The sequence below is a fragment of the Streptomyces sp. MGP-BFMKR1 genome (genome assembly GCF_057766585.1).
This window is the reverse complement of record NZ_CM173408.1, coordinates 7,163,211-7,185,576: the sequence shown is the minus strand read 5'-3', so window position 1 is coordinate 7,185,576 and position 22,366 is coordinate 7,163,211. Positions and strand designations below refer to the sequence as shown.

Sequence of the window (22,366 nt, the reverse complement as noted above, 5' to 3'; positions counted from 1 at the left end):
GTACGCAAGATCTGCGCCCCCGCGGCTACGGTACGGCCTGGGCGCGGCACGGTGTGCGGCATTGTCGGAATAGGAGTGCGCCCGGCGCACGCCGCGTGCGCCCCACGCCGCCGGACAGCGTCGCGACACCGCGCCGCCGCCCGTGCCCGGTGTGGGACGGGCCGCTGGGACCGTCCCGCCACACGCCTGGGGGCCGGGTCGGCGCACCGACCCGGCCCCCACGCTCCCCGGGACCCCGCGTACCGCCCGGTGGGCTTCGCGTACGCCCACCGGGCCGCGCCGGGCCGCACGCGGCGTCCCCGGCGCGTGGCCGGCGCGTGGCCGTCGCGTCCGCGAGCGGCGCTCAGTCCTCGTAGCCCAGTTGCAGATCGCGCTCCGTGCGCCCGCCGCCGGCGACCCGCAGCACGGTGGCGACCGGCGGGTAGCCGGCCGCGATCACCGTGTACTCGCCGGCCGACAGGTCGATGAAGCGGAAGACGCCGTCCGCCCCGGTGGTGGCCGTGTCCACGACGTTGCCCGCCGCGTCCAGCAGCGTCACCCGCGCGTCCTCCACGGTGCGCCCGCCACCGGCCCGCACCGTGCCGCGCAGCACCGCGCCGCCGGCCAGCTCGATGTCCTGCCGGGTCTCGCGGGCCGCCTGCACGCTCACCGGCAGCGCGGCCGGCCGGTAGGCGGGGGCGCTGGAGGCGAGCGTGTACTCGCCGGCCACCAACTCCGTGATCAGGTAGCCGCCTTCCCGGCCGCTGCGGGTGGAGGCGACGACCTCGCCGCGCACGTCGGTGAGGGTGACCATCGCGTCGCGCACCGGCGTGCCGTCGGCCGTGCGCACCGCGCCGGCCAGCCGCCCCGCGCCGCCGAGCACCACGTCGAGTTCGATCGGCCGCTCGCCGACGGTGACGCTGACAGCCTGCGGCTGGTGCCCGCTGGCCGCCGCGATCAGCACGTAGGCGCCCGCGCCCGGCGTGCTCAGCGCGTACCGCCCGTCCTCGCCCGTCGCGCCCCGGCCGACCTGCCGCCCGCCGACGTCGATCAGGGTGAGCGCGGCGCGCGGGACGGTGCTGCCGTCGTGGTGGGCCACGGTGCCGCACACCGGCGGGCCGGCCAGCAACTGGGCGTCCGAGCGCGGCTGGTCGCCGGCGCCGTAGGAGGTGGCGTACGCGTCGTCGGCGCACGGGTCGGTGGTGTACGCGTCGGCGTACGACTCGGGCGCCCGCTGGTCCGCGGTGGGCGACGGGGAGCCGTTGGTGACGGTGTCGGCCAGGCCGCGCGCGGCGGGGACGGCCGGGTCGTGCTGGTCGGTCTGGGACGCCAAGGGATTCTCCTTCAGCAGCAGGGCGAGCAGGAAGCCGAGGACGAGCACGGGCACGAGGTACCCGAAGACGCGCGGCAGCGCGTCGACATGGGCGGCGACGTGTCCGTCGCGCAGGGCCTCGGGGAGCGAGCGGACCACCTCCGGGGCCCTGACGTCGGAGGGCAGGTGACGCGCCACGGCGTCGGCGGCCCGGTGCGCGAGGACCGCGCCGAGCACGGCCACGCCGACGCCGCCGCCGACCCGCCGCAACCCCGGGTGCCCGCCGGTGGCCGGGCCCGCGCCGGCCGGCCCGCCGGCGCCCCGGACCGCCAGCGCCAGAACCGGCAGGACGAGCCCGACACCGAGGCCGAGCACGCCCGTCCACAGGCCGTACGTCAGCCGGGAGGTGTCCGCGGTGAGGTGGGACAGCAGCCACATGCCGACCGCCGCGACGCCGCAGCCGAGGATCGGGTACGCGCGGAAGCGGCCCGTGCGGCCGGCCAGCCGCCCCGCCACGAGCGCGGCCAGGGCGGCGCCGCCCAGCAGCGGCAGCGTCAGCAGCCCGGTCTCCGTCGCGCTGGCGCCGGCCGTCCTGTGGAGGTGGGCGGGCAGTTGGTCGCTCGCCCCGTACAGCGCGATTCCCACGGCCGCGCCGACCAGCGTGTCGACGGTCAGGAGCGAGCCGCGCGCCCGGGGCGGCTGCGCGGCGCGCTGGCGGGCGAAGTACCGCACGACGACGCACAGGAGCACGGTGCCCAGGGCGCCGAGGCCGATGCCGAGGACGGTCCGCCCGTCCCAGGCGCCGTCCGTGCCGCCCCAACTCGTCAGCAGCACCAGGCAGAGGGTGGCCGCGGCCATGAGCAGGGCGCCGAACGTGCCGGCCCCGGACCGGCCGGCCGGGCGCGGCATTCGCGGCGCGCACAGGGCGGCGACCAGCGCCAACAGGCCGAGCGGCACGCCGAGGTAGCAACACCAGCGCCAGGAGGCGTGCTCGGTGACCAGCCCGCCGACGGCCGGCCCCGCAGCGACGGCGAGCCCGAACACGGCGCCGAGCAGGACCGCGAAGCGCCCGCGCCAGCGGGGCGGGGCGACGGTCGCGGCGATCGACTGGGCCCCCATGACGAGACCGCCGGCGCCGGCGCCCTGGAGGGCGCGGAAGACGATGAGTTCGTCCATCGTGCGGGCCCAGCCCGCCAGCGCGGAGCCGGCGACGAACACCAGGACGGCGATCAGGAACAGGCCCTTGCGGCCCACGAGGTCGCCGAGCCTGCCGTAGACCGGCAGCGCGAGCGCCGCGGCCAGCAGGTAGGAGAGCACGACCCAGGACAGCCTGTCGCCGCCGTGCGCGTCCGCCGCGAGGGCGGGCAGCGCGCCGGCGGTGACGGTCTGGCCGAGGCCCGCGAGCAGCAGCGCCAGCAGCGACCCGGCGCGGACCAGCGCGGCCCGGCCCGGCCCGAGCGGCTGGGAGTCGGTGGTGGCAGCGCCGGACGGTGGCGCACCGGGCGCCGGAGCGGCCGGGTGCGGCTCGTCCGGCTGCCAGGGGTCGGCCGTCTCGGCCGCGCCCCACCCGGTGGGTGCCGGCCGCGCCTGTCCCGCCGCGACGGTGAGTCCAACCGTCGGCTCCCGCGCCGTCCTGTCGTCCTGGGTCGCGGGGTCCGGGCCGAGCGCCGTGCTTGGCTCGTCCCGGTCCGCCAGGGTGGTCCCGCCCACGTACCGCTCCCGTCGTCACGTCTACACCGCGACCATTTCTCGCATTACGCGACAACCGCGAGCAACCGCGACGAATCCCTGAAACATGGCGGCGGCGGGCCCCAACTCCCTTGTCCGAAGCGCCTGTCGCGCGCCCATCAGGGGTTTCACCGCCCACGGCGGGGGCGGGCGAGGCCGGCTCGGCGTCGACAAGTCCACTCGTTCCGGTGAGTGGGCACCCCGCGCGCTCGGCGTCGACTCCGGGGCGGCGGGCGGCGACCGGACGGGCGCGGCGGGCCGGGCGGGGCCGGCCGAGGGCCAGGGGGGCCAGGCGAGGGCCGGGCGTACGTCGCGGGGCGGGCCGGGCGTACGGGGCCGGGCGGGACGACTGGCCGGGCGAACGGGGCGTGGCCCGCGAGGCGGCCCGGCAGGGCCGGGCGGGTGGCCCGTCGGCGGGCCGGGGCGGTGGGTTCGGCGCCGTGCGGCGCCGTGCCGCCGACGGGGCGCGCCCGGCGTCGCCCCGTCAGCTCCGCTGCCGTCGGTCGGTCAGCGGGTCACTTCTCCAGCTCCGCGGCGAGGCGGGTCAGCAGGGCGTCGTAGATGCGGCCGAGCCCCTTGGGGGCGAAGGTCTTCTCGAAGAAGCCGCCGATGCCGCCGGCGCCGGTCCAGGTGGAGGTGACCACGACGCGCGAGGAGCCCTCGCCGGCGGGCGTCACGATCCACGTGGTGACCATCGTGGAGTTCCGGTCCTTCTCGACGAGCTGGCCGTCGGTGGGCTCGGTCACCTCGACGAGGCAGTCGCGCACCCGCTTGCTGGTCGCCTGGAGTTTCCAGTGCACCAGGGAGCCCTCGCCGTCGCCGCCCTCGCGTACCTCGTACTCGCTGAACTGCTCGGGCATGACCCGCTGGCGGGTGCCGTTGTAGTCGGCGAGCGCATCGAACACGTCCTCGGCGCCCGCCCTGATGATCCGCTCCGTGGTGGCCTCGACCTGCGCCATCGCTGTTCCTCCGGTCCTGTGCGCGTGCTGTCGTGCGTGATCGGCAAGCCAACCACCTTCCCGGCATCCGCCCAAATCGGAGGTTGACACCCTCCGGATAGCACGTATGTTCTATTAGGCAGGGCGTACGACCGAGGAGGTGCACATGCGCTGGGAGACCCTGGCGGAGGAGAAGGCGGCACCCGCGCTGTTCGGCACGGCCAGCGTGACGCGCACCTTCGACACCCCCGAGTTCCGCGGCATCACCTTCCACGAGGTGCGGGCCCGCTCGCTGGTCAACCGCGTGCCGGGCGCGTCCCGGATGCCGTTCGAGTGGACCGTCAACCCCTATCGCGGCTGCTCACACGCGTGTGTGTACTGCTTCGCGCGCAAGACGCACAGCTATCTCGACCTGGACACCGGCATCGGTTTCGACTCGCAGATCGTGGTGAAGGTCAACGCGCCCGAGGTGCTGCGTCGCGAGTTGGCCGCCGGGAGTTGGACCGGCGAGCACATCGCGATGGGCACCAATGTCGACTGTTACCAACGCGCCGAGGGTCGGTATCGGCTGATGCCCGGCATTCTGTCCGCCCTCATCGAGCGGTCCAACCCCTTCTCGATCCTCACCAAGGGCACGCTGATCCTGCGCGACCTGGAGCTGTTGCGGGCGGCGGCGGCCCGTAGCGACGTGGGCGTCTCGATGTCCGTCGGTTTCACGGACCCGGAGCTGTGGCGCACCGTCGAGCCCGGCACGCCCTCGCCCGAGCGGCGGCTCGACACCGTGCGCACCCTGACCGACCACGGCATAGCCTGCGGCGTCCTGATGGCCCCGGTCATCCCGTACCTGGGGGACTCGCCCGAGCAGCTCCGCCGCACGGTGGCCGCCATCGCCGCGGCCGGGGCGACCTCGGTCACGCCGCTGGTGCTGCACCTGCGGCCGGGCGCCCGCGAGTGGTTCCTGGCCTGGCTCGACCAGCACCACCCGCGGCTGCGCCGGCGCTACGACGCGCTGTACGCGAACGGGGCGTACGCGCCGACCTGGTACCAGCGCCGCATCACCCGACAGGTGCACGAGCTGGCCACCGAGTACGGCATCGGCCCGGCCGGCCCCGGCGCGGCCCGCGCGCTCCCCAGGCCGCCGGCCGCGCCCGCCCCGCCCGACCCGGCCGCCGGGACGCAGCTCGCGCTGTTGTAGAAACGGGTCGGCGGCAGCCGCCGTACCACCCGCACCGCGAGGAGTCCCATGGCCGAGCACCAGCACATCACCGCACCGGACGGCGTCGCGCCGGGCAACGGCTTCAGCCACGTCGTCATCGGCACGGGCACGCTCGTGGCCGTCTCCGGGCAGATAGCCGTGGACGCCCAGGGCGAACTGGTGGGCCGCGACGACCCCGAGGCCCAGGCCCGCCAGGTGTTCGCGAACCTCCAGCGCTGCCTGGAGGCGGCCGGCGCGAGCTTCGCCGACGTGGTGAAGCTGACCTTCTACGTCACCGACGTCGCCCACCTGCCGGCCGTGCGCGCCGCCCGCGACGCGTACGTGGACACCGCGCGGCCCCCGGCCAGTTCGGCCGTCCAGGTCGCCGGGCTGATCCGGCCCGAGTTGCTGGTCGAGGTCGACGCGCTGGCCGTGCTCCGCGCCTGAGCGACGGCCGGGCGCCCCGACGGTCGGGGCGCCCGTCCGTGGCGCGGCGCGGCGCCGGTCACAGGGTCGCGGCCAGCAGTTCCCGGGTGTAGTCGTGCGACGGCTGGTCGAAGACCTCGTCGCGGGTGCCGGTCTCCACGATCTCGCCGCCGCGCAACACCGCGATCCGGTCGCAGAAGTGCCGCACCACCGCCAGGTCGTGCGAGACGAACAGCAGCGAGAGGCCGAACTCCTCGCGCAAATCCATCAGCAGGTTCAGCACCTGGGCCTGGACGGAGACGTCGAGCGCGGACACCGGCTCGTCGGCGATCAGCAGCCTCGGTTCGACGGCCAGCGCCCGGGCGATGCCGACGCGCTGCCGCTGGCCGCCGGAGAACTCGTGCGGATAGCGCCCGAGGTGCTCCGCCCGCAGCCCCACCCGCTCCAGCAGCCACACCGCGCGCTCCCGCCGCTCGGCCGCGCCCTGTCGGGTGTGGACCTGGAGCGGCATGGTGACGATCTGCTCGACGGTGCGGCGCGGGTTGAGCGAGGCGTACGGGTCCTGGAAGACGAGCTGCACCTCGCGGCTCAGCTCGCGGCGCAGGGCGGTGGAGCGGGCGGCGGCGGAGATGTCCCGCCCGTCGAAGCGGACGGTGCCGGCGGTCGGCCGCTGGAGGCCGGCCAGCACCCGGGCCGTGGTGGACTTGCCCGACCCGGACTCCCCCACCAGGCCCAGCGTCTCGCCGGGCGCGATGGCCAGGCTGATGCCGCGCACGGCCTGGAGCGGCGGCCGGCGCAGCCCCGGCAGCCGGGGCCCACGCGCCGGGAACTCCACCCGCAGCCCGCGCACCTCGGCGATCGGCGGCACGGGCTTGCCGGCGGCCGGCACCGTGGTCGGGGCGGCGGACTCCTCGCGCCCGGCGGGCCGCGCGGGCGTCGCCCCGCCCCGCCGCGCGGACGGGGCGCGCGCCGGCGCGGGCGCCGGGTCCGGGTCGTCCACGGTCGGCAGCCGGGTGCCCGGCTCGGTGCGCAGCGTGGGCGCGGCGCCGATCAGCGCCCGGGTGTACGGCTCGCTCGCGGCGGTCAGCAGTTTCTCCGCCGGGCCCTGCTCGACCTCCCGGCCGCCGCGCAGCACCAGCATCCGGTCGGCCATCTCGGCGACCACCCCGACGTCGTGGGTGACGAGCAGCACGGCGGTGCCGTGCTCGCGGCGCAGCTCGTCGAGGAGGCGCAGCACCTGGCGTTGGACGCGGGCGTCGAGCGCGGTGGTCGGCTCGTCGGCGATGAGCAGGTCCGGCGAGTTGACCAGGGCCATGGCGATCATGACGCGCTGCCGCATGCCGCCGGAGAACTGGTGCGGGTAGTCGCGGGCGCGCGCGGCGGGAATGGCGACCCGCTCCAGCATCTCGCTGGCCCGCTCGCGCGCCGCCGCCCGCCCGGCGCCCGGGTGGTGCAGCCGGTACGCCTCGGCGAGTTGGGCGCCGACGGTGTGGAAGGGCGAGAGGGCGGCGAGAGCGTCCTGGAAGACCATGGCGGCCCGGGACCCGCGCACGGCGCACAGCCGCTTCTCGCTGGCGCCGACGATCTCCGTGCCGCCGACCTGGATGCTGCCGGTGACGCGGGTACGGGCCGCGTCGTGCAGGCCGAGGGCGGCCAGGCCGACGGTGGACTTGCCCGAGCCGGACTCGCCGACCAGGCCGAGCACCTCGCCGGGCGCCACCTCGAAGGTCAACTCGCGTACGGCGGGCACCGCGTCGGCGCCGCCGTGGGCGTCGCGCGCGCGGGTGAAGGAGACGGACAGGTCGCGAACCCGCAGCGCGGGGTGGCCTGGTTCGGCCATGGGGGCTTCCTCTCGGGGCGGGCGGCCCGGCCGCCGGGCGGCGGTGGCGCTCATGCGAGCCGTACCCGGGGGTCGAGCCAGGCGACGACGAGGTCGGCGACGGCGACGAAGACGACCACGCACAGCGCGGCCAGTAGCACGGTGCCCACCACGGTCGGCAGGTCGTTGCCGACCACCGCGTCCACGGCCAACTTGCCGACGCCGCCGAGGCCGAAGACGGTCTCGGTGATGAACGCGCCGCCGAACAGCGCGCCCGCCTCCAGGCCGAGCAACTGCACGAGCGGCGGCGCCGCGCCGCGCGCCGTGTACTTCAGGTGGGCCCGGCGCGCGCTGAGCCCCTTGCCGCGCGCGGTGCGCACGTACCCCTCGTGCATGACCTCCAGGAGTTGGGCGCGCGAGAGCCGGGCGAAGACGGCCGCGTTGACGAACCCGAGGACCAGCCACGGCAGCAGCAGCCCGGCGGCCCAGCCGCCCGGGTCGTCGGCCAGCGGCACGTACTCGGGCAGCGGGAAGAGGTCGGTGCTGTACACGAGCAGGTACTGCAAGGCGTAGCCGAGGAAGTAGATCTGCACGCTGGCGCCGACCAGGGTGAAGGCGGACAGCATCCGGTCGGTGCGGCTGCCGCGGCGCAGCGCGGAGACCAGGCCGGTGCCGACGCCGAGCACCACGATCACCGCGAGCGCGCCGACGGCGAGCGACAGGGTGACCGGCAGGTGGTCGGCGATGGCCTCGGTGACCGGCTGGTGCAGGGTGTACGAGTAGCCGAGGCAGGGCGCGCCGCACTCGATGGGCGTGCCGTCCACGTCGTTGATGGTGCGCCCGGTGACCAGTCCGCCGAGGTAGTCGACGTACTGCGCCACCAGGGGTTGGTCCAGGCCCATGCTGTGGCGCACGGCCTCGACCTGGGCGGTGTCGCACTTGGGCCCGCAGGCGATGAGCGCCGGGTCGGACGGCGCGGCGTAGAAGAGCCCGAAGGCGGCGGCGGTGATCGCCAGGAGTACCGCCGCCGCCTGGAGGGTCCGTCGGAGGACGTAGCTGAGCATGGAGTGTGGGTCCCGGGTCAGGAGTCGGCGCGGTAGAGCCAGGCCGCGCTGATGCTGCCGTAGATGGGGTGGATGAACGCGCCGCCGATGTTCTCGCCGCGCACCTGGGAGACGTGCGGGTAGAGGAACGGCACCACGGGGGCGTCCTTCATCACGACCTGTTCGAGGTCGATGAGGGCCGCGGCCTTCTGCCGCGCGTCGCCGATCTTCTCGATCCGCTCCAACTCCTTGTCCACGGCCGGGTTGTTGTACCGGATGCCGTTGGAGAGCGCGTCCAGCTTGCTGTGGTAGCCGTCGGGCAGCAGCGTGGAGGGCGTCGGCCAGTCCACCGAGTTGGTGCTCAGCCACAGGTCGTACGGGGCGGGCCCGCGGAAGACCTGGTGGGTGAAGGAGGCCGGGTCCAGCGGCTTGGTGACCAGCGTGATGCCGGCCTTGCCGAAGGCGTCGACGAGGACCTGGGCGAGGCGGTCCTGCACCGGGTCGCTCTCGTAGGCGTACGTCAGCTTCGTCACCGGCTTCTCCGCCTTGGCCAGGTGCTCCTTGGCCTTGGCGATGTCCCCGGTGGGCGGCGCGGGGAACAGGTCGTACTTCTTCCAGCCCACGACGGCCGGCGAGGAGAGCGTGGTGGCGAACTCGCCGGCCCGCGGGCCGCCCATCACCTGGCGGGCCTGCTGGCGCGGGAAGAGGTAGGCGATGGCCTTGCGCACCTCGGGGTCGGTGACGCGACTGTTCTTGATGTACAGGTCGTTGACGTACGCGCCCTGCCGGCCGCTGACGACGAGCTTCCGCTTGGCCGGGTCGCGCTCGGTCTCGCGGAACAGCTCGGGCGGCAGGTCGGCCCGGGTGGTGACGGAGGAGGCGCCGTCGCCGCGTCCGGCGAGGATCTCCTGGCTGGTGTTGAGGGCCTTCTTGCCGAAGGTGAACTCGAAGCGGTCGGCGTACTGGTGCCGGATGGAGTCGGTCTCGGGCTTCCAGTGCGGGTTGCGCTCCAGCGTCAGGTGTTGGTTCTGCCGGTGCTCGACGATCCGGTACGGGCCGGTGGCCAGCGGCTTGATGTCGTACCCGGTGCCGGTGTCCTTGTCCTCGCGGACCGGTGACGAGGAGGACTGGGCGGCCATGTAGGGCACGTCGGCCTGCGGCTTGGGGAAGTGGAAGACGATCGTCTTGTCGTCCGGCGTCTCGATGGCGTCGAGGTCGCCGTCCTTGGGGCCGCCGTACTTCTTGACCGCCGCGGTGCGGTCGGCCGAGCCGGTCAGCCACTCCGGCCAGTAGGTGGGCCCGAGTTCGAAGCCGGGCGCGAAGGTGCGCTGGATGCCGTACTTGACCTGCTGCGCGGTGACCGGCTTGCCGTCCTCCCAGGCGATGCCGTCCTTGAGGCGGTACGTCCAGGTCCGGCCGCCGTCCGACGAGGTGCCGGTGTCGGTGGCCAGGTCGCCGACGAGGGTGGGCTTGCCGTCCACCACCTGGTACTGGGTGAGCTGCCGGCCCCACAGCAGCGAGGTGTTGTACGTCTCGCCGGCGTAGATCTTCTGCGGGTCCAGGTGCGCGTAGCCGGTGGGGTTGGCGATGTGGATGGTGCCGCCCTTGCGGGCCCCGTCGATCGCGGGGGCGGGGCCGGTGCTGTCCTTGGCGGTGCCGAGGGCCGCCGTCAGCGGGGCGGTCTCCTTCGGCGCCGGGTCGTCGCCGCCGCTCGTGCCCGCACCGGCGGAGCAGGAGCACAGCAGCGTGGCGGCGACGACGGCGATGGCCGGCACGGCCACGGTGCGCGGGCGGTGGCTGGGCTTGCTGGGCATGCGGAACTCCGATGCGGAAGGTACGGATGGGGCGGGTTGGTGACAAGAGGACGCAGAGTGGCTTGGGGTGATGTGTGTGTGGGGGGGATGTGTTGGCGCGCGGGCCCGGGGCGGGAGGCGCGGCGCTCGGGGGCGGTTGTCCGCCGTGCGGGCGGGCGCTCGCGGCGCTTCCGGCGCGGCCCGGGGCGCCGGAGGGTCAGCGGGCCGTGCGAGGGTCGATGGCGTCGCGCACGGCGTCTCCGAGCAGGTTGAAGGCGAGGACGAAGACGAGGATGGTGACGCCGGGGAAGACCATGTACGTGGGGTCGTCGTAGAAGACCTCGGAGCCGCGCGAGATCATCCGGCCCCAGTTGGGGATCGGTTCGTTGATGCCCACGCCGAGGAAGGACAGCGCGGCCTCGGCGGTGACGATGCCCGGCACGGCGAGCGTGACGTGCACCAGCACCGGGGCCCAGACGTTGGGCAGCAGTTCCCGGAAGATGATGTGCCGCCGCCCCGCGCCGACCGCCCGGGCCGCCTCGACGAACTCGCGCTCCCGCAGCGACCGCACGGTCGTCCGCAGCACCATGGCCAGCGGCACCCAGCCGAAGGCGGAGAAGACCGCGATGAGGACGGCGAACTGCATCCAGGCGGGTTCGTTTTCGCCGGGTGAGACGAATCGGGTCTGGATGATGGGGCTGAGGGCGAGCAGAAGCAGCAACGTGGGAAATGCGAGTAGCACATTGCAGATAAAGCTGAATACCCGGTCCGTGATTCCGCTCAGATAACCGGCGGTCACCCCGAGCACGATGCCGATGACGGCGATGACGGCGACCGAGGCGAGGGCGATGAGCAGCGAGGTGCGCATGCCGTAGAGCAACTGGGTCAGCACGTCGCGGCCGAGCCCCGGTTCGAGCCCGAACCAGAAGTCGGCGGAGATGCCGCCGTTCGGCCGCACCGGCAGACCCTCGGGACTGAGCAGGTCAGGGTCGTTCTGGCCATAGTGCTCGGTGGGGTTCTTGCCGTAGAGCGCGGCGATCAGGGGCGCGCAGACGGCGAGCACGGCACACAGCAGGACGACACCGAGGGCGGCCATCCCGACCCGGTCGCGGCGCAGCGCGCGGGCGGCGGTGACGAGTGGACCCGCGGGCCCACTGGACTTCACTTCGGCCATCACTTCGGCCATCGCTGCCGTTCTCCTGAATCTCAGCGGGGATCGCCCGCAGCCGGTTCGCGACTATTAGAACGACGGCTCGATGCAGTGGCAAATCATCTCTTTCGATGGCTCATAAACGACGAAGAAAACATTTCACGGATGCGGCTTTATTTCACGCTTACGTAACGCACCCGAAATAAAAACCCGGACAAAAGCCGCACAGCACCCGGCGGGCGTCACATGCGGGCCGACCGCTGAGATTCCGCTCACACTGCCTTCAGTTCCAAGGTTCAACGAACAATCGACCTTGATTGAGAGGACAATCGACGGCGCGCGCCTGTCCATCCATGACGGGCGAGCGTGCGAGCGATGCGTTCCAGCCGATCCGCGCCAGCCGGCTTTCGAACCCACACGGCGCACTCCGCGCGCCCAACCCACCCCGACGCACCGACGCGCCCCAGGTCCCCGCATCGCGACCGCACCCCGACACATCCAGGCGTCACGCCACGATAAGCCACCGTTCGATTACGAGTGGTGACCGGAAGCGAGCCATCGCGCGTGCGATCACCGCATGCGTCCGTAAGACTCCGGTCCGTATCTGCCACCTCGAACAAGGGAGTGTTCGACATGCGGAAGATCGCTGGGGGACTCGCACTGGCCGCGGCGCTGAGCATCGGCTGCCTGGCCACCACCGTCGGGACCGCGCACGCCGCGCCCGCCGGCACCACCTCGCTGTACCCGCCCTCGTCCCTGGTGCTCTCGGTCGCGCCGGGCGAGGACGCCACGGCCGTCGCCACCCGCGCCGTGACCCTGTCCTGTCAGCCCAAGGCGGGCGGCAGCCACCCGGCGCCGACCGCCGCCTGCGCCGAGCTGGGCGTCACCGGCGCGGACTTCGCCCACATGACCGAGTCGGCCGACGGCTCGTTCTGCACCCGCGAGTACGACCCGGTCACCGTCGTGGCGCAGGGCGTGTGGGAGGGGCGGAACGTCTCCTTCACGCACACCTTCGGCAACTCCTGCCTCCAGCAGGCCGCCCGGGGCACGGTCTTCCACTTCTGAGCCCGGCCCGCCCGCCGAGCGCGATCCGCCCGCCGAGCGCGCTCCACCCGCCGGGCGCGACCCGTGATCGGCCCGGCCCACCGGGCGGTCCCACGGGGACGACGGGCCGGCGGCGGTGAGCGCCGCGCGCACGAGCGGCCCCCGGACACGGTGTGGGTGTCCGGGGGCCGCTCCCCGTGCGGGGGGTCGCGCGGCGCGCGGCGCCCGCCGACGGGTCGTACGGCCTACGGGCCGTGCGCCGCGCCGACGCTCACGCGCCGGTCAGCCGATCTGCGTCCCGGTGGCCTGCAGGGCCTCGGTCACCGGCTGGAAGAAGGTCTCGCCGCCCGAGCCGCAGTTGCCGCTGCCGCCCGAGGTCAGGCCCAGCGCGGTGTCGCCCGCGAAGAGCGAGCCCCCGCTGTCGCCGGGCTCGGCGCACACGGTGGTCTGGATCAGTCCCTCGACCGTGCCCTCCTGGTAGTTGACGGTGGCGTCGAGCGCGGTGACGTCGCCGTCGTGCACCTGGGTGGTGCTACCGCTGCGGGTCACCTTCTGGCCGACGGTGGCCTCGCCGGCCTTGGCGATCGCCTGCGTGCCGCCGTACAGGTTGACCTCGCTCGGGTGCGGGACGTCGGCCGTGTACTTGGCGATGCCGTAGTCGTCGCCCGGGAAGCTGCCGCCCTCGGTCGCCGCGACCTGCTGGCCGCCCTGCGAGTCCGACCAACCGGAGACGGCGTTGGTGCAGTGACCCGCGGTCAGGAAGTACGGCTCGCCGCCCTTGGTGACGTTGAAGCCGAGCGAGCAGCGGGAGCCGCTGCCCCAGATCGCGTCGCCGCCCGCGAGCAGCGGCTTGAGGGTGTTGGTCGAGCGCTTGACCGTGACCCGGTCGCCGAGCGAGTCGGTGACCTTGGTCAGCTTGGCCAGCTTGCCGCCCCGCACCGTGCGGTCGGCGGTGACGACGACCGTGTTGCTCTTCGGGTTCATCGCCCAGGACGTGCCGGGGATGGTGGCCTTGGCCTTGAGGGTGCCGCGCGCCTGGTTCAGCGCGGCCAGCGAGTGCTTGACGACCCGGGGTTCGGCGCCGGCCGCGCGCACCCGCTCGGCGGCGGAGTCGTCCACCACGTTCACGACGAGCTTGCGGTCCTTGGCGTCGTAGTACGAGCCCGCGGCGTCAGCGCCGAGGTCGGCGGTGATGTCGGTGGCCAGCGCGCCGGCGGCGGTGGCCGTGAGGGGGTCGGGGGCGGTGGGCGCCGCGTTGGCGCTCTGGAGCGTGAGGGTGGTGGTGATCAGTGCCGCTACGCCGGCGCCGGCGATGACCGAACGGCGTACGCTTGTGCGCTTCAACTCAAGACCTCCAGTGGGGGGATGGGCCCGGCTTGTGGGGGTTCGGGCCCGGAGGAGGCATGTACGGGCCGCTCACCAGGAGGACGCGTCCATGCCAAGTTGCTCCGCTGAGTATTCCCAGGCTCTCGCGCGGCACACAAGGTCGCGTTCAAGTCGCTGCCTTGACGCGCCCCACGCGCTACCCGAGTCACAGAACACACCTACCGCGCCCACGTCGGAACCGCACCCGGACACGTGCCGTGCGGGGCCGCACACCTGCGGTGATCGCCGCGAGTGGCTGATACTGCCGCCCGTTCGCCGTCCGGCCCAGCGGGGCGCGGCCGGCGCGCGCGGGTCGGCTAGCGCCCGTCGTCGCGCCGCTCGTCGCGGGACGCGACGGCGCCCGGCCCGGCCTCGCCGCCGGCCCGCGCCGGGGTGCCCTGGGTACGGGCCCGCGCCGTGGACGCCGGCGCCTCGCCGGCCGCGCGCCGGGCCGTGACGCCCGCGAGCGCCCCGGCGCGCGCCGGAGCCTGCCCCGCACCCGGCGCGCCGGCCGGGGCGGCACCGGACGGCTCGGCCACCGGCTCGTCGGCTGGGGAGCCAAGCGCGGCGGAGCCGTCCGCCGAGGGGCCGTTCGCGCTAGAGCCGGTGGAGCCGTCAGAGCCGTCGGCGGGCGGCGGCGCGGCCGGCTGCTGGGCCCGTTCGAGGAAGCGCAACAACTCCACCGGGAAGGGCAGCACCAGCGTGGAGTTCTTCTCCGCCGCCACCGCCACCACCGTCTGGAGCAGGCGCAATTGCAGGGCGGCGGGCTGCCGGGACATCTCGCTGGCCGCGTCGGCGAGCTTCCTGGACGCCTGGAACTCCGCGTCCGCGTTGATCACGCGGGCCCGCCGCTCGCGGTCGGCCTCCGCCTGCCGGGCCATCGACCGCTTCATCGTCTCCGGCAGCGACACGTCCTTGATCTCCACCCGGTCGATGTGCACGCCCCAGCCCACGGCCGGGCTGTCGATCATCAGCTCAAGGCCCTGGTTGAGCTTCTCCCGATTGGAGAGCAGGTCGTCGAGGTCGCTCTTGCCGATGATCGAGCGCAGCGAGGTCTGCGCCATCTGGGAGACCGCGAACCGGTAGTCCTCCACCGCCACCACCGCGTCCGCCGGCGACACGACCTTGAAGTAGACGACGGCGTCCACCCGGACCGTCACGTTGTCCCGGGTGATGCCCTCCTGGGCGGGGACCGGGAGGGTGACGATCTGCATGTTCACTTTGCGCAGCCGGTCCACCGCCGGCACGATCATCGTGAAGCCGGGCTGCCGCACCTCGCGCCGGAGCCGGCCGAGCCGGAAGACGACGCCCCGCTCGTACTGCTTGACCACCCGGGCACCCGCCACGGCGTACACCACGCCGCAGCAGAGCAGCACCACCAACACCGTCAGCAACGTCTCGATCATCACGGCCACCTGCCGTCCATAGCGCGAGCGATGCCCCATCCGGGCTACTGGTGTCCACGATAGACCTGATTCACCCGATTGGCCCCGTCATGCCTGGTTGAGAGGGCGGCGGACTCGGCCGGGGCCGCCGCCGCTCGGCGCGGCGGCCCGCCACGTACGGCCGGGCCCGGTCAGGTCAGGTCAGGTCAGGTCAGGTCAGTAGACGTTGACCTTGTACTTGCTCAGGGCCTCCTTGACCGGCTGGAAGAACGTCGTGCCGCCCGACGAGCAGTCGCCGCTGCCGCCGGAGGTGAGGCCGAGGGCGGTGGTGCCGGAGAACAGGGCGCCGCCGCTGTCGCCGGGCTCGGCGCAGACGTTGGTCTGGACGAGGCCGGAGACCACGTCCCCGCCGCCGTAGTTGACGGTGGCGTTCAGGCCGGTGACCTTGCCGCCGCGCAGCCCCGTGGTGCTGCCGCTGCGCTGGACTTTCTGGCCGACGGTGGCGTTGGCCGCCTTCTTGATGTCGCGCGACGAGCCGTTGTACAGGTTGACGGTCCCCGGGTGCTTGAGGGAGCGGTTGTCGTAGCGGATGAGGCCGTAGTCGTTCCCGGGGAAGCTGGACCCGACGGTCTTGCCGATCTTCGTGCGGTGGTTCGACGTGGTGTACCAGGGCGGCTTGCCGTCGGTGCAGTGGCCGGCGGTCACGATGAAGTACTCGCCCTTGGCGTTGCGCGCGTTGAACCCGGCCGAGCAGCGCCAGTCGCCCGCGTAGATGGCGTCGCCGCCGGCGATGAGCTTGTTGAAGGTGCCAGGGGTGCGCTCGACGCGGATCGCGCCGGCGTGCGCTCCCGCCGCGCGCCTGAGCCGGGATATCTCGGCCCGGCTGACGGTGCTGTCGGCGGTGACGACCAGGGTGTGGGTGGCCTTGTCGACGTACCAGGCGGTGCCGGGCACGTTCGCCGAGCGGACCGCGTCGCCCGCGGTGGCCGCCCGGACCGCGGCGGGCGCGGCCGGCGCGTCGGTGGCGGCTCCGGCGGCCGGCACCGCGAGCGCGGAGACGGCGGCGAGTCCGCAGGTCACGCCGATGAGGCGGACGCGTCCGCGCGGGCGGGGGCGGAGCGTGGTGCGGGTGTTCCTCAACTCTTCCTCCGGGGAAGTCGTGGGCCGGCTGCCGCGCCGGGCCCCGGGTGGCACGGCCACGGGGGTACGGCTGCCCGACACGGCACAGCTACACGACGCTTCCGCCACGCTTCACGTCCCCCCGCACGAGCGCTGCCCGGAAGTATTCGGGCTGCGGCCGGCGCCGCACAAGGGGGTCTTGACCCGCCCTCGGCGGCGCCCGGCGCCCATCGCGCCCGGAACGGCCCGCTCCCCCGCCGCCCCACCGGCCCACTTCCCCGCCGGGCCGGCGGCCGGCTCCGCTCAGCCCGTCGCGAGCGGGTTGCGCTCGCCCGCCGTGAGCGGGAACGGGAGGGTGTTGCCGGGCGGCGGGAAGGGGCACAGGAAGTGGTCGGTGAACGCGCACGGCGGCAGCAGGGTGCGGTTGAAGTCCAACGTCAGCCTCCCGTCGACGCCCGGGGCGCCGGGACGCAGGAAGCGGAACCGGTAGCTGCCGCCCTCGGCCCTGGCCCGCCCGCTGGTGGCGTCGGCGAGCACGATCCACAGCGAGCCGTCCCCCTCGTCCCCGGCCACCAGCGTGTGTTCCACGCCCTCCACCGTGAACACCACCTCGCCGGTGAGCCCGAGCCCCCGCCGGGCCCCGTCGGCGTTGGCCACCTGGATGGTGCGCCCCTCGGGGAACGGCCGGAAGACGGCGGGCACCGCCCAGCGCTCGGCGTAGTCGAATGCGTCGATCCCCGCGAACGCCCGCCGGGCCGCCGCGTCGGGGTCGAAGACCCGTACCGCCCACAGGCCCTCGCGGCGCAGCACCACCAGGTGCCGGTCGCCGCTGGTGACCCGGGCGTCCAGCGGCCCGTGCTCGGGCCCGAGCCTGGCCTCGCCCTCCAGCGGCTGGCCGTCCACCGCGAGCAGGTCCTCGGCGGTGGCGCTGACCACGAGTTCCTCGCCGTCCTCGGTCCACCGGCCTGGCACGCCGGGCAGCCTGCCGTCCGGCGCGTCGGCCAGCCAGTGGGTGCCGGTCACCGACAGCGGGCCGTACGGCGCGGCGACCGCCTCGGTTCGCTCCCGCAGCCAGGCGCGCCACTCCGCTCGCTCGGAGGTCTCGCCCGACGGCTGGCGCCGGGCCGCGTCCGGCCCCGGTATCTCCGGCTCACCGCCGGCCCCGGGCTCGCTACCGGTCCGGGCCGTGGAGTGCAGGATCGTTCCCGGCCGCACCGCGCCCTTGGGCGAGGCCGTCGCCGCGGGCCGCGCCGGGGTGGCCGCCGTGCCGCGCTGTGCCGCTGTGTCCGTCATGCTGTCGTGTCCTTTCACGAGGGCTGGGCGAGCCCGAGATGGGCGCGCAGCGTGCTGCCGGTGTACCGGGTACGGAACGACCCGCGCTCCTGGAGCAACGGCACCACCTGCTCGACGAAGTCGTCGAGCCCGCCCGGAGTCAGGTGCGGTACCAGGATGAAGCCGTCGGCGGCATCCGTCTGGACGAAGGTGTCCATCTCCTCGGCGACCGCCGCCGGCGTCCCGATGAAGGACTGCCGCCCGGTGGCCTCGATCACGGTCTGCCGGATGGACAGCCCCTTCTCCTCGGCCAGCGCCCGCCAGGAGGCGACGACGGCGCGCGGGTCGGCGTGCCGCACCCGGCCCTGGCTGAGCTGGGCGTCGTAGTCGGGTTCGATGTCCGGCAATGGGCCATCCGGGTCATATCGCGATAGGTCGACTCCCCAGATCTGCTCCAGCGTGAGCAGCGCCGTCTGCGGCGAGATCTGCTGGTACCGGATCTCGGCCGCCTTCTCCTGGGCCTCGGCCGCGGTGTCGCCGAGTACGAACGTCACCCCCGGCATGATCTTGAGGTCCGCCGGGCGGCGCCCGTGCGCCGCGAGCCGGCCCTTGACGTCGGCGTAGAACCGCCGGCCGGCCTCCAGCGTGCCGTGCCGGGTGAAGACGACGTCGGCGGTGGCCGCGGCGAACTCGCGCCCCTCGCTCGAGTCGCCGGCCTGGATGACGACCGGGTGGCCCTGCGGGCCGCGCTCCACGCTGAAGTGGCCCTCGATGTCGAAGTGGCGCCCGTGGTGCGCGAAGGCGCCGGCCCGCGCGCGCTCGGCGCCCGGCGGCCAGGAGTCCCACAGCTCGCGCGCGGTGGCGACGAACTCGGCGGCCCTGGTGTAGCGGTCGGCGCGGTCCAGGAAGCCGCCGCGCCGGAAGTTCTCGCCGGTGAAGGCGTCGGATGAGGTCACCACGTTCCAGGCGGCGCGCCCCCCGCTCAGGTGGTCGAGCGAGGCCAGGCGGCGGGCGAGTTCGTAAGGCTCGTTGAAGGTGGCGTTGACGGTCGCGGCGAGCCCGAGCCGTTCGGTGACGGCGGCCAGCGCGCTGAGCACCGTGATCGCCTCGGGCCTGCCGAGGACGTCGAGGTCGTGGACGCGGCCCTGGTGCTCGCGCAGCCGCAGCCCCTCGGCGAGGAAGAAGAAGTCGAACAGGCCGCGCTCGGCGGTCTGGGCCAGGTGCGTGAAGGACGCGAAGTCGATCTGGCTGCCGAGCGCCTGCGGCGTCGCGGTCCACACCGTCGTGTTGTTGACGCCCGGGAAGTGGGCGGCGAGGTGGATGGGCTTACGGCTGGTACGCGGGGTGCCCGAGGTGTCGGTCATCGTGCTGATGCCTCCCTGGCGAGGGCGTAACGGTTGGCCGGGCGCGCCAGGCCCAGGTGTTCGCGGAGCGTGGCGCCCGGATAGAAGTGGCGCGCCAGCCCGCGGTGTTGCAGCACGGGCACCGTGCCGTCCACCAGGAGCCGCAGGTCGCGCTCGGGGTTTCGGGGGCGGAAGTGGAAGCCGTCGGCGACGCCGTCGGTGTGCCAGCTCGCGGCGAACTCGGCCAGCGCGACCGCGTCGGCCGACGCGTCGAGGTCCACCGGCAGCGAGGCGAGCACGATCAGCCGGTCCGGCTCCCGGCCCCAGGCGCGGGCGCGTTCGCGCAGGTCCGCGCGGGCGGCGCGGACCACGTCGGGGTCGTCGGTGCGGAGAAGGGCGACGTCGGCGTAGCGGGCCGCCGCCGCGCGGGCGTGGGACGGTGTGGCGTCGATGACGGTCACGGGGTGCCCCTGTGGCGGGCGGGGCACGATGGAGGGGCCGCGCACCGAGAAGGTGGCCGACTCGAAGTCGACGTAGTGCAGCTTGTCCCGGTCGACGAAGCGACCGGTGGCCACGTCGCGGATCTCCGCGTCGTCCTCCCAACTGTCGAAGAGCCGGGTGACGACGTCCACCACCTCGCCCGCCTCGTGCCACAGCTCCGGCGCGGGGGCCGCCGGCCGGCGGCCGACGAGCCGGGCCTCGGCCTCGGTGGCCGAGACCTCGACGATCCAGCCGGCCCGCCCACGGCTGACCCAGTCCAACGTGGCGACCTGGGTGGAGACGTGGAACGGCTCGGTGTGGGTGGTGGTGACGGTCGGCACTAAGCCGATGCGGTCCGTGGTGGGGGCGACGCGGGCCAGCACGGCGAGGGCGTCGAGCCGCGCCACGCCGGGCGCGGGCTGGCCGAGCGAGTCGTCCAGGGTGACGAAGTCGAAGGCGCCGCGCTCGGCGAGGTGGGCCCGGTCGACGAAGGCGGACGCGGTCTGGGGCGCGCCGCCGTCGATGGCGACGGCCAGTCGCAGCGGACGGTTCAAGGGGGGCATGGGGGTCCTCAGGGTCCGTGGGTGGATAGGCGTCGGGCGGTCGTTCTCGCGTCGGCTCGGGCCGGCGCGGCGCGCGAGCCCGGGTCGTACCGGGGTCGGTCAGGCGGTCAGCCGCGCCGGCCGGGCGTCCTCGGTGAGCAGGCGCAGCAGGGCCCGGGCCACCGCGTCGTTCTGGCGTACGGCGGGGGCTCCGGTGCCGGGTCGGGCGAAGGCCGCGGCGACCCGGGCGTCGGTGGGCGCCCCGATCGCGAACCGGCGCGGGTGCGGCCGGCCGGCCCGGTCGAGCAGCCGGGCGTCCTCGGGGCGTACGGCGACCAGCCCGCCGGGCGTCACGCGCAGCCCGTCCGGGTCCTCCTCGTGCAGGGCGCGCAGGAGCCGGTCGCGGGAGCGGGCCACCGACGGGTCGGGCAGCCTGGCCTCGACCAGCGCGGCGGCCTCGACCCGGTGGCCGGGCACGGAGGCACTGGTCGCCACGAAGGCGCCGCGCGCCGGATCGGCGGTGACGCTCATGTCGGCCCCGACGAAGCGCACGACGCCGGCCCGGGACAGGGCGAGCAGTTGCCGCAGCCGGGGGCCGGGCGGGCCCGAGGCGAGGTAGCTGAAGAAGCCGTGCCACCACGGGCCGATGTCGCCGAGCCCGGCGACCTGCCCGTACACCGCCAACAGGCCGAGGAAGACGGCCAGGTCGGGGCTGTGTTCCGGGTCGTGGCGGCGTGTCAGGTCGGCGGTGACGTAGTCCCGCAGCCCCTCCTGGAGCGCGGCGTGCGACGCGAAGGTGAGCCCGGCCAGCGGGCGGTCGAGGCGGGTCAGGTCGAGCCGGTCGGCGGGGTCGGGTACGGCGTCGGCCACCAGCGCGGCCAGCGCGGGGCCTTCCACCTCGCAGGCGGCGTACGCCGTCTCGAACTCCGCCCAGCTCCCGACCGTGCGCTCCGGGTGGGCCGCGAACAGCCGGTGGTAGTGCACGTAGCCCAGTTCCTTGCGGACCAGCGGCCACGCGTCCCGGGCGAAGTCGACCGGCCGCTGCCGGCGCAGCACGTCGGCCACCTGCTCGGGCCCGAAGAAGCGGGGCAGCGGGGGCAGTTCGCCCGTCCAGTCGTAGCCGAGCTTGGCGTGGTACGGCACGCCGCGCCGCGACCCGACGTACAGCACCGGCTCCCGCCCCGACGGCCGGTAGACCAGCTCGGGGCCGTCGCCCGGCCCCTCGCCACGGGCGCCGGGCGCCTCGGCGTACGTCCCGCCGCGCCCCTCGGTCAGCAGCACCATCAGGTCCACGAAGGCCAGCCCGAAGCCGCGCACCAGCACCGGCTGGCCGGGCCGCAGCGCCCGCAGGTCGCTGTCGGCGGTGTACTCGGGCGGCAGGTACGTCAGCCGGTGCCGGGCCGCGAACGCGCCCAACTCCCGCTCTCGCACGTCGGGTTCGGCGTCGAGGTGGCCGAGGGCGAGCACGACGGCGTCGGCGACGAGCGGCAGTTCGCGGTCCTCCAGCCAGACGCGTTGCGCGCCGTCGCGCGGGCCGGTCAGCCGCACCGCGCGACGGCGGTGGACGCGCAGCTCGACGCCGGCCGGCAGCGCGGCCACCGCCCGCTCGTACACCCAGCGCAGATACGCGCTCTGTAGCCGCCGGGTGGCGAAGGTGCGCCCGGTCAACGCGGCGACCTCCGCGGCGAGTTCGGGCGCGAGCGGCACGTTCAGCCGCCCGGCGCGGATGTCCTCGGCCCACTCGGCGAGCGAGGGCCCGGAGTCCGGCGGCCCGTCGCGCTCGGCGTCCCAGCCACGGCTCCCGTCGTCGAACACGGACACGTCGGCGGCCATCGAGTTCATCCACAACAGCGGCGACTGCCGCGGTCGCCAGACCCGACCGCCGCCCGGCGGGTGCGGGTCGACGAGGTGCAGCACGAGCCGCCCGCCCCACGGCGTCGCGCCGCCCCCCGGAACCGCGCCGGCGCCGACCCGCCGGGGTCGCGAGGGCAGGGGGCCCGCGCCGCCGCGCGACCGACCGCCGACCGGCGAACCCGCGCCGACGTGCGAGGACGCGCCGGCCGGCGAGGCGACCAGGTCGGCGGAGGCCGGCAGGAGTTGGGCGGCGCGCGCGGCGATCCGGGCGATCAGGCCCACGCCGCGCGGGCCCGCGCCGACGATCGCGATGGCCGGGGGCCGGGGGCGTCGGGGAAGAGGGGAGCTATCCGGTGACACGGACATGCGAAGACTCCGTGGGTGCTCGAATCCGAGCACGCGTCCCGTCCACACACCGGTCGAGCCCCTCAGCAGGACCGGACGGTGAAGGCTATGCGTTGGCCACGGCCCACTGTCAAGGCTGTCCATACTGTGAACGGCGCGTCTCACGCCAGTTGACGGACAAACGGAAGCCTGCTCCACTTGGCCCATGTACTCAGGGCAGCGCCTGGTCACCCG

At 74.4% G+C, this 22,366-nt stretch carries 16 protein-coding genes; 3 read left to right on the top strand and 13 right to left on the bottom strand.

What is annotated here, in order from left to right:
- Nucleotides 1–343: 343 nt before the first annotated feature.
- Both AC3CHW_RS28870 and AC3CHW_RS28865 read right to left on the bottom strand, forming a co-directional pair.
- A complete protein-coding gene (locus tag AC3CHW_RS28870; protein ID WP_488468386.1) occupies nucleotides 344–3,001 on the bottom strand; it encodes an MFS transporter in 2,658 nt (885 codons plus the stop codon).
- A gap of 533 nt (nucleotides 3,002–3,534) precedes the next feature.
- The gene (locus tag AC3CHW_RS28865; protein ID WP_387604016.1) at nucleotides 3,535–3,978 is read right to left on the bottom strand and encodes an SRPBCC family protein; all 444 of its coding nucleotides are present in this window, start codon (nucleotides 3,976–3,978) and stop codon (nucleotides 3,535–3,537) included.
- A gap of 145 nt (nucleotides 3,979–4,123) precedes the next feature.
- Here AC3CHW_RS28865 and AC3CHW_RS28860 point away from each other — a divergent pair, with 145 nt between their 5' ends.
- Together AC3CHW_RS28860 and AC3CHW_RS28855 are read left to right on the top strand one after the other, a co-directional pair.
- Nucleotides 4,124–5,152 (top strand): Rv2578c family radical SAM protein, encoded by a 1,029-nt coding sequence (locus tag AC3CHW_RS28860; RefSeq protein ID WP_488468385.1) that lies wholly within the window; start codon nucleotides 4,124–4,126, stop codon nucleotides 5,150–5,152.
- 48 nt (nucleotides 5,153–5,200) lie between these two features.
- Nucleotides 5,201–5,599 (top strand): RidA family protein, encoded by a 399-nt coding sequence (locus tag AC3CHW_RS28855; protein ID WP_176160893.1) that lies wholly within the window; start codon nucleotides 5,201–5,203, stop codon nucleotides 5,597–5,599.
- Nucleotides 5,600–5,657: 58 nt separating this feature from the next.
- Here the strand turns inward: AC3CHW_RS28855 and AC3CHW_RS28850 are convergent, their stop codons facing one another.
- The 4 genes from AC3CHW_RS28850 to AC3CHW_RS28835 all read right to left on the bottom strand — a co-directional run bounded on the left by AC3CHW_RS28850 (nucleotide 5,658) and on the right by AC3CHW_RS28835 (nucleotide 11,419).
- Entirely contained in the window at nucleotides 5,658–7,418 is a 1,761-nt protein-coding gene (locus tag AC3CHW_RS28850; protein WP_488468384.1) for a dipeptide ABC transporter ATP-binding protein, read from the bottom strand.
- A gap of 50 nt (nucleotides 7,419–7,468) precedes the next feature.
- On the bottom strand, nucleotides 7,469–8,461 hold the full coding sequence (locus AC3CHW_RS28845; protein WP_488468383.1) for an ABC transporter permease: 993 nt from the start codon (nucleotides 8,459–8,461) through the stop codon (nucleotides 7,469–7,471).
- A gap of 17 nt (nucleotides 8,462–8,478) precedes the next feature.
- A complete protein-coding gene (locus AC3CHW_RS28840) occupies nucleotides 8,479–10,254 on the bottom strand; it encodes an ABC transporter substrate-binding protein (protein ID WP_488468382.1) in 1,776 nt (591 codons plus the stop codon).
- Between the two features lie 196 nt (nucleotides 10,255–10,450).
- Nucleotides 10,451–11,419, bottom strand: a complete 969-nt coding sequence (locus AC3CHW_RS28835) for an ABC transporter permease (protein WP_488468381.1) — start codon at nucleotides 11,417–11,419, stop codon at nucleotides 10,451–10,453.
- 597 nt (nucleotides 11,420–12,016) lie between these two features.
- Here AC3CHW_RS28835 and AC3CHW_RS28830 point away from each other — a divergent pair.
- Nucleotides 12,017–12,448, top strand: a complete 432-nt coding sequence (locus AC3CHW_RS28830; protein WP_488468380.1) for a subtilase-type protease inhibitor — start codon at nucleotides 12,017–12,019, stop codon at nucleotides 12,446–12,448.
- 261 nt (nucleotides 12,449–12,709) lie between these two features.
- Here AC3CHW_RS28830 and AC3CHW_RS28825 read toward each other — a convergent pair whose 3' ends face one another.
- From AC3CHW_RS28825 to AC3CHW_RS28795, 7 genes are all read right to left on the bottom strand, one after another.
- The gene (locus AC3CHW_RS28825; RefSeq protein ID WP_488468379.1) at nucleotides 12,710–13,771 is read right to left on the bottom strand and encodes a S1 family peptidase; all 1,062 of its coding nucleotides are present in this window, start codon (nucleotides 13,769–13,771) and stop codon (nucleotides 12,710–12,712) included.
- A 338-nt stretch (nucleotides 13,772–14,109) separates the two neighbouring features.
- Nucleotides 14,110–15,198, bottom strand: coding sequence for a slipin family protein (locus AC3CHW_RS28820; protein ID WP_488468378.1), 1,089 nt, complete (start codon nucleotides 15,196–15,198; stop codon nucleotides 14,110–14,112).
- 195 nt (nucleotides 15,199–15,393) lie between these two features.
- Nucleotides 15,394–16,317 (bottom strand): S1 family peptidase, encoded by a 924-nt coding sequence (locus tag AC3CHW_RS28815; RefSeq protein WP_398609968.1) that lies wholly within the window; start codon nucleotides 16,315–16,317, stop codon nucleotides 15,394–15,396.
- Between the two features lie 282 nt (nucleotides 16,318–16,599).
- Nucleotides 16,600–17,589, bottom strand: a complete 990-nt coding sequence (locus AC3CHW_RS28810; protein WP_398609967.1) for a DUF1684 domain-containing protein — start codon at nucleotides 17,587–17,589, stop codon at nucleotides 16,600–16,602.
- Between the two features lie 14 nt (nucleotides 17,590–17,603).
- The gene (locus tag AC3CHW_RS28805) at nucleotides 17,604–18,932 is read right to left on the bottom strand and encodes an NtaA/DmoA family FMN-dependent monooxygenase (protein ID WP_488468377.1); all 1,329 of its coding nucleotides are present in this window, start codon (nucleotides 18,930–18,932) and stop codon (nucleotides 17,604–17,606) included.
- Nucleotides 18,929–19,954, bottom strand: coding sequence for an LLM class flavin-dependent oxidoreductase (locus tag AC3CHW_RS28800; protein WP_488468376.1), 1,026 nt, complete (start codon nucleotides 19,952–19,954; stop codon nucleotides 18,929–18,931). Before AC3CHW_RS28800 ends, AC3CHW_RS28805 begins: the two co-directional genes overlap by 4 nt.
- A gap of 99 nt (nucleotides 19,955–20,053) precedes the next feature.
- Nucleotides 20,054–22,153 (bottom strand): FAD/NAD(P)-binding protein, encoded by a 2,100-nt coding sequence (locus tag AC3CHW_RS28795; protein WP_488468375.1) that lies wholly within the window; start codon nucleotides 22,151–22,153, stop codon nucleotides 20,054–20,056.
- Nucleotides 22,154–22,366: the final 213 nt, after the last annotated feature.

What these genes read in the sequence shown, in the direction of transcription:
- AC3CHW_RS28865 (WP_387604016.1), bottom strand. Translation starts at nt 3,978, where the DNA reads ATGGCGCAGGTCGAGGCCACCACGGAGCGGATCATCAGGGCGGGCGCC.
- AC3CHW_RS28805 (WP_488468377.1), bottom strand. Translation starts at nt 18,932, where the DNA reads ATGACCGACACCTCGGGCACCCCGCGTACCAGCCGTAAGCCCATCCAC.
- AC3CHW_RS28845 (WP_488468383.1), bottom strand. Translation starts at nt 8,461, where the DNA reads ATGCTCAGCTACGTCCTCCGACGGACCCTCCAGGCGGCGGCGGTACTC.
- AC3CHW_RS28860 (WP_488468385.1), top strand. Translation starts at nt 4,124, where the DNA reads ATGCGCTGGGAGACCCTGGCGGAGGAGAAGGCGGCACCCGCGCTGTTC.
- AC3CHW_RS28810 (WP_398609967.1), bottom strand. Translation starts at nt 17,589, where the DNA reads ATGACGGACACAGCGGCACAGCGCGGCACGGCGGCCACCCCGGCGCGG.
- AC3CHW_RS28800 (WP_488468376.1), bottom strand. Translation starts at nt 19,954, where the DNA reads ATGCCCCCCTTGAACCGTCCGCTGCGACTGGCCGTCGCCATCGACGGC.
- AC3CHW_RS28830 (WP_488468380.1), top strand. Translation starts at nt 12,017, where the DNA reads ATGCGGAAGATCGCTGGGGGACTCGCACTGGCCGCGGCGCTGAGCATC.
- AC3CHW_RS28855 (WP_176160893.1), top strand. Translation starts at nt 5,201, where the DNA reads ATGGCCGAGCACCAGCACATCACCGCACCGGACGGCGTCGCGCCGGGC.
- AC3CHW_RS28835 (WP_488468381.1), bottom strand. Translation starts at nt 11,419, where the DNA reads ATGGCCGAAGTGATGGCCGAAGTGAAGTCCAGTGGGCCCGCGGGTCCA.
- AC3CHW_RS28820 (WP_488468378.1), bottom strand. Translation starts at nt 15,198, where the DNA reads ATGATCGAGACGTTGCTGACGGTGTTGGTGGTGCTGCTCTGCTGCGGC.
- AC3CHW_RS28795 (WP_488468375.1), bottom strand. Translation starts at nt 22,153, where the DNA reads ATGTCCGTGTCACCGGATAGCTCCCCTCTTCCCCGACGCCCCCGGCCC.
- AC3CHW_RS28850 (WP_488468384.1), bottom strand. Translation starts at nt 7,418, where the DNA reads ATGGCCGAACCAGGCCACCCCGCGCTGCGGGTTCGCGACCTGTCCGTC.
- AC3CHW_RS28840 (WP_488468382.1), bottom strand. Translation starts at nt 10,254, where the DNA reads ATGCCCAGCAAGCCCAGCCACCGCCCGCGCACCGTGGCCGTGCCGGCC.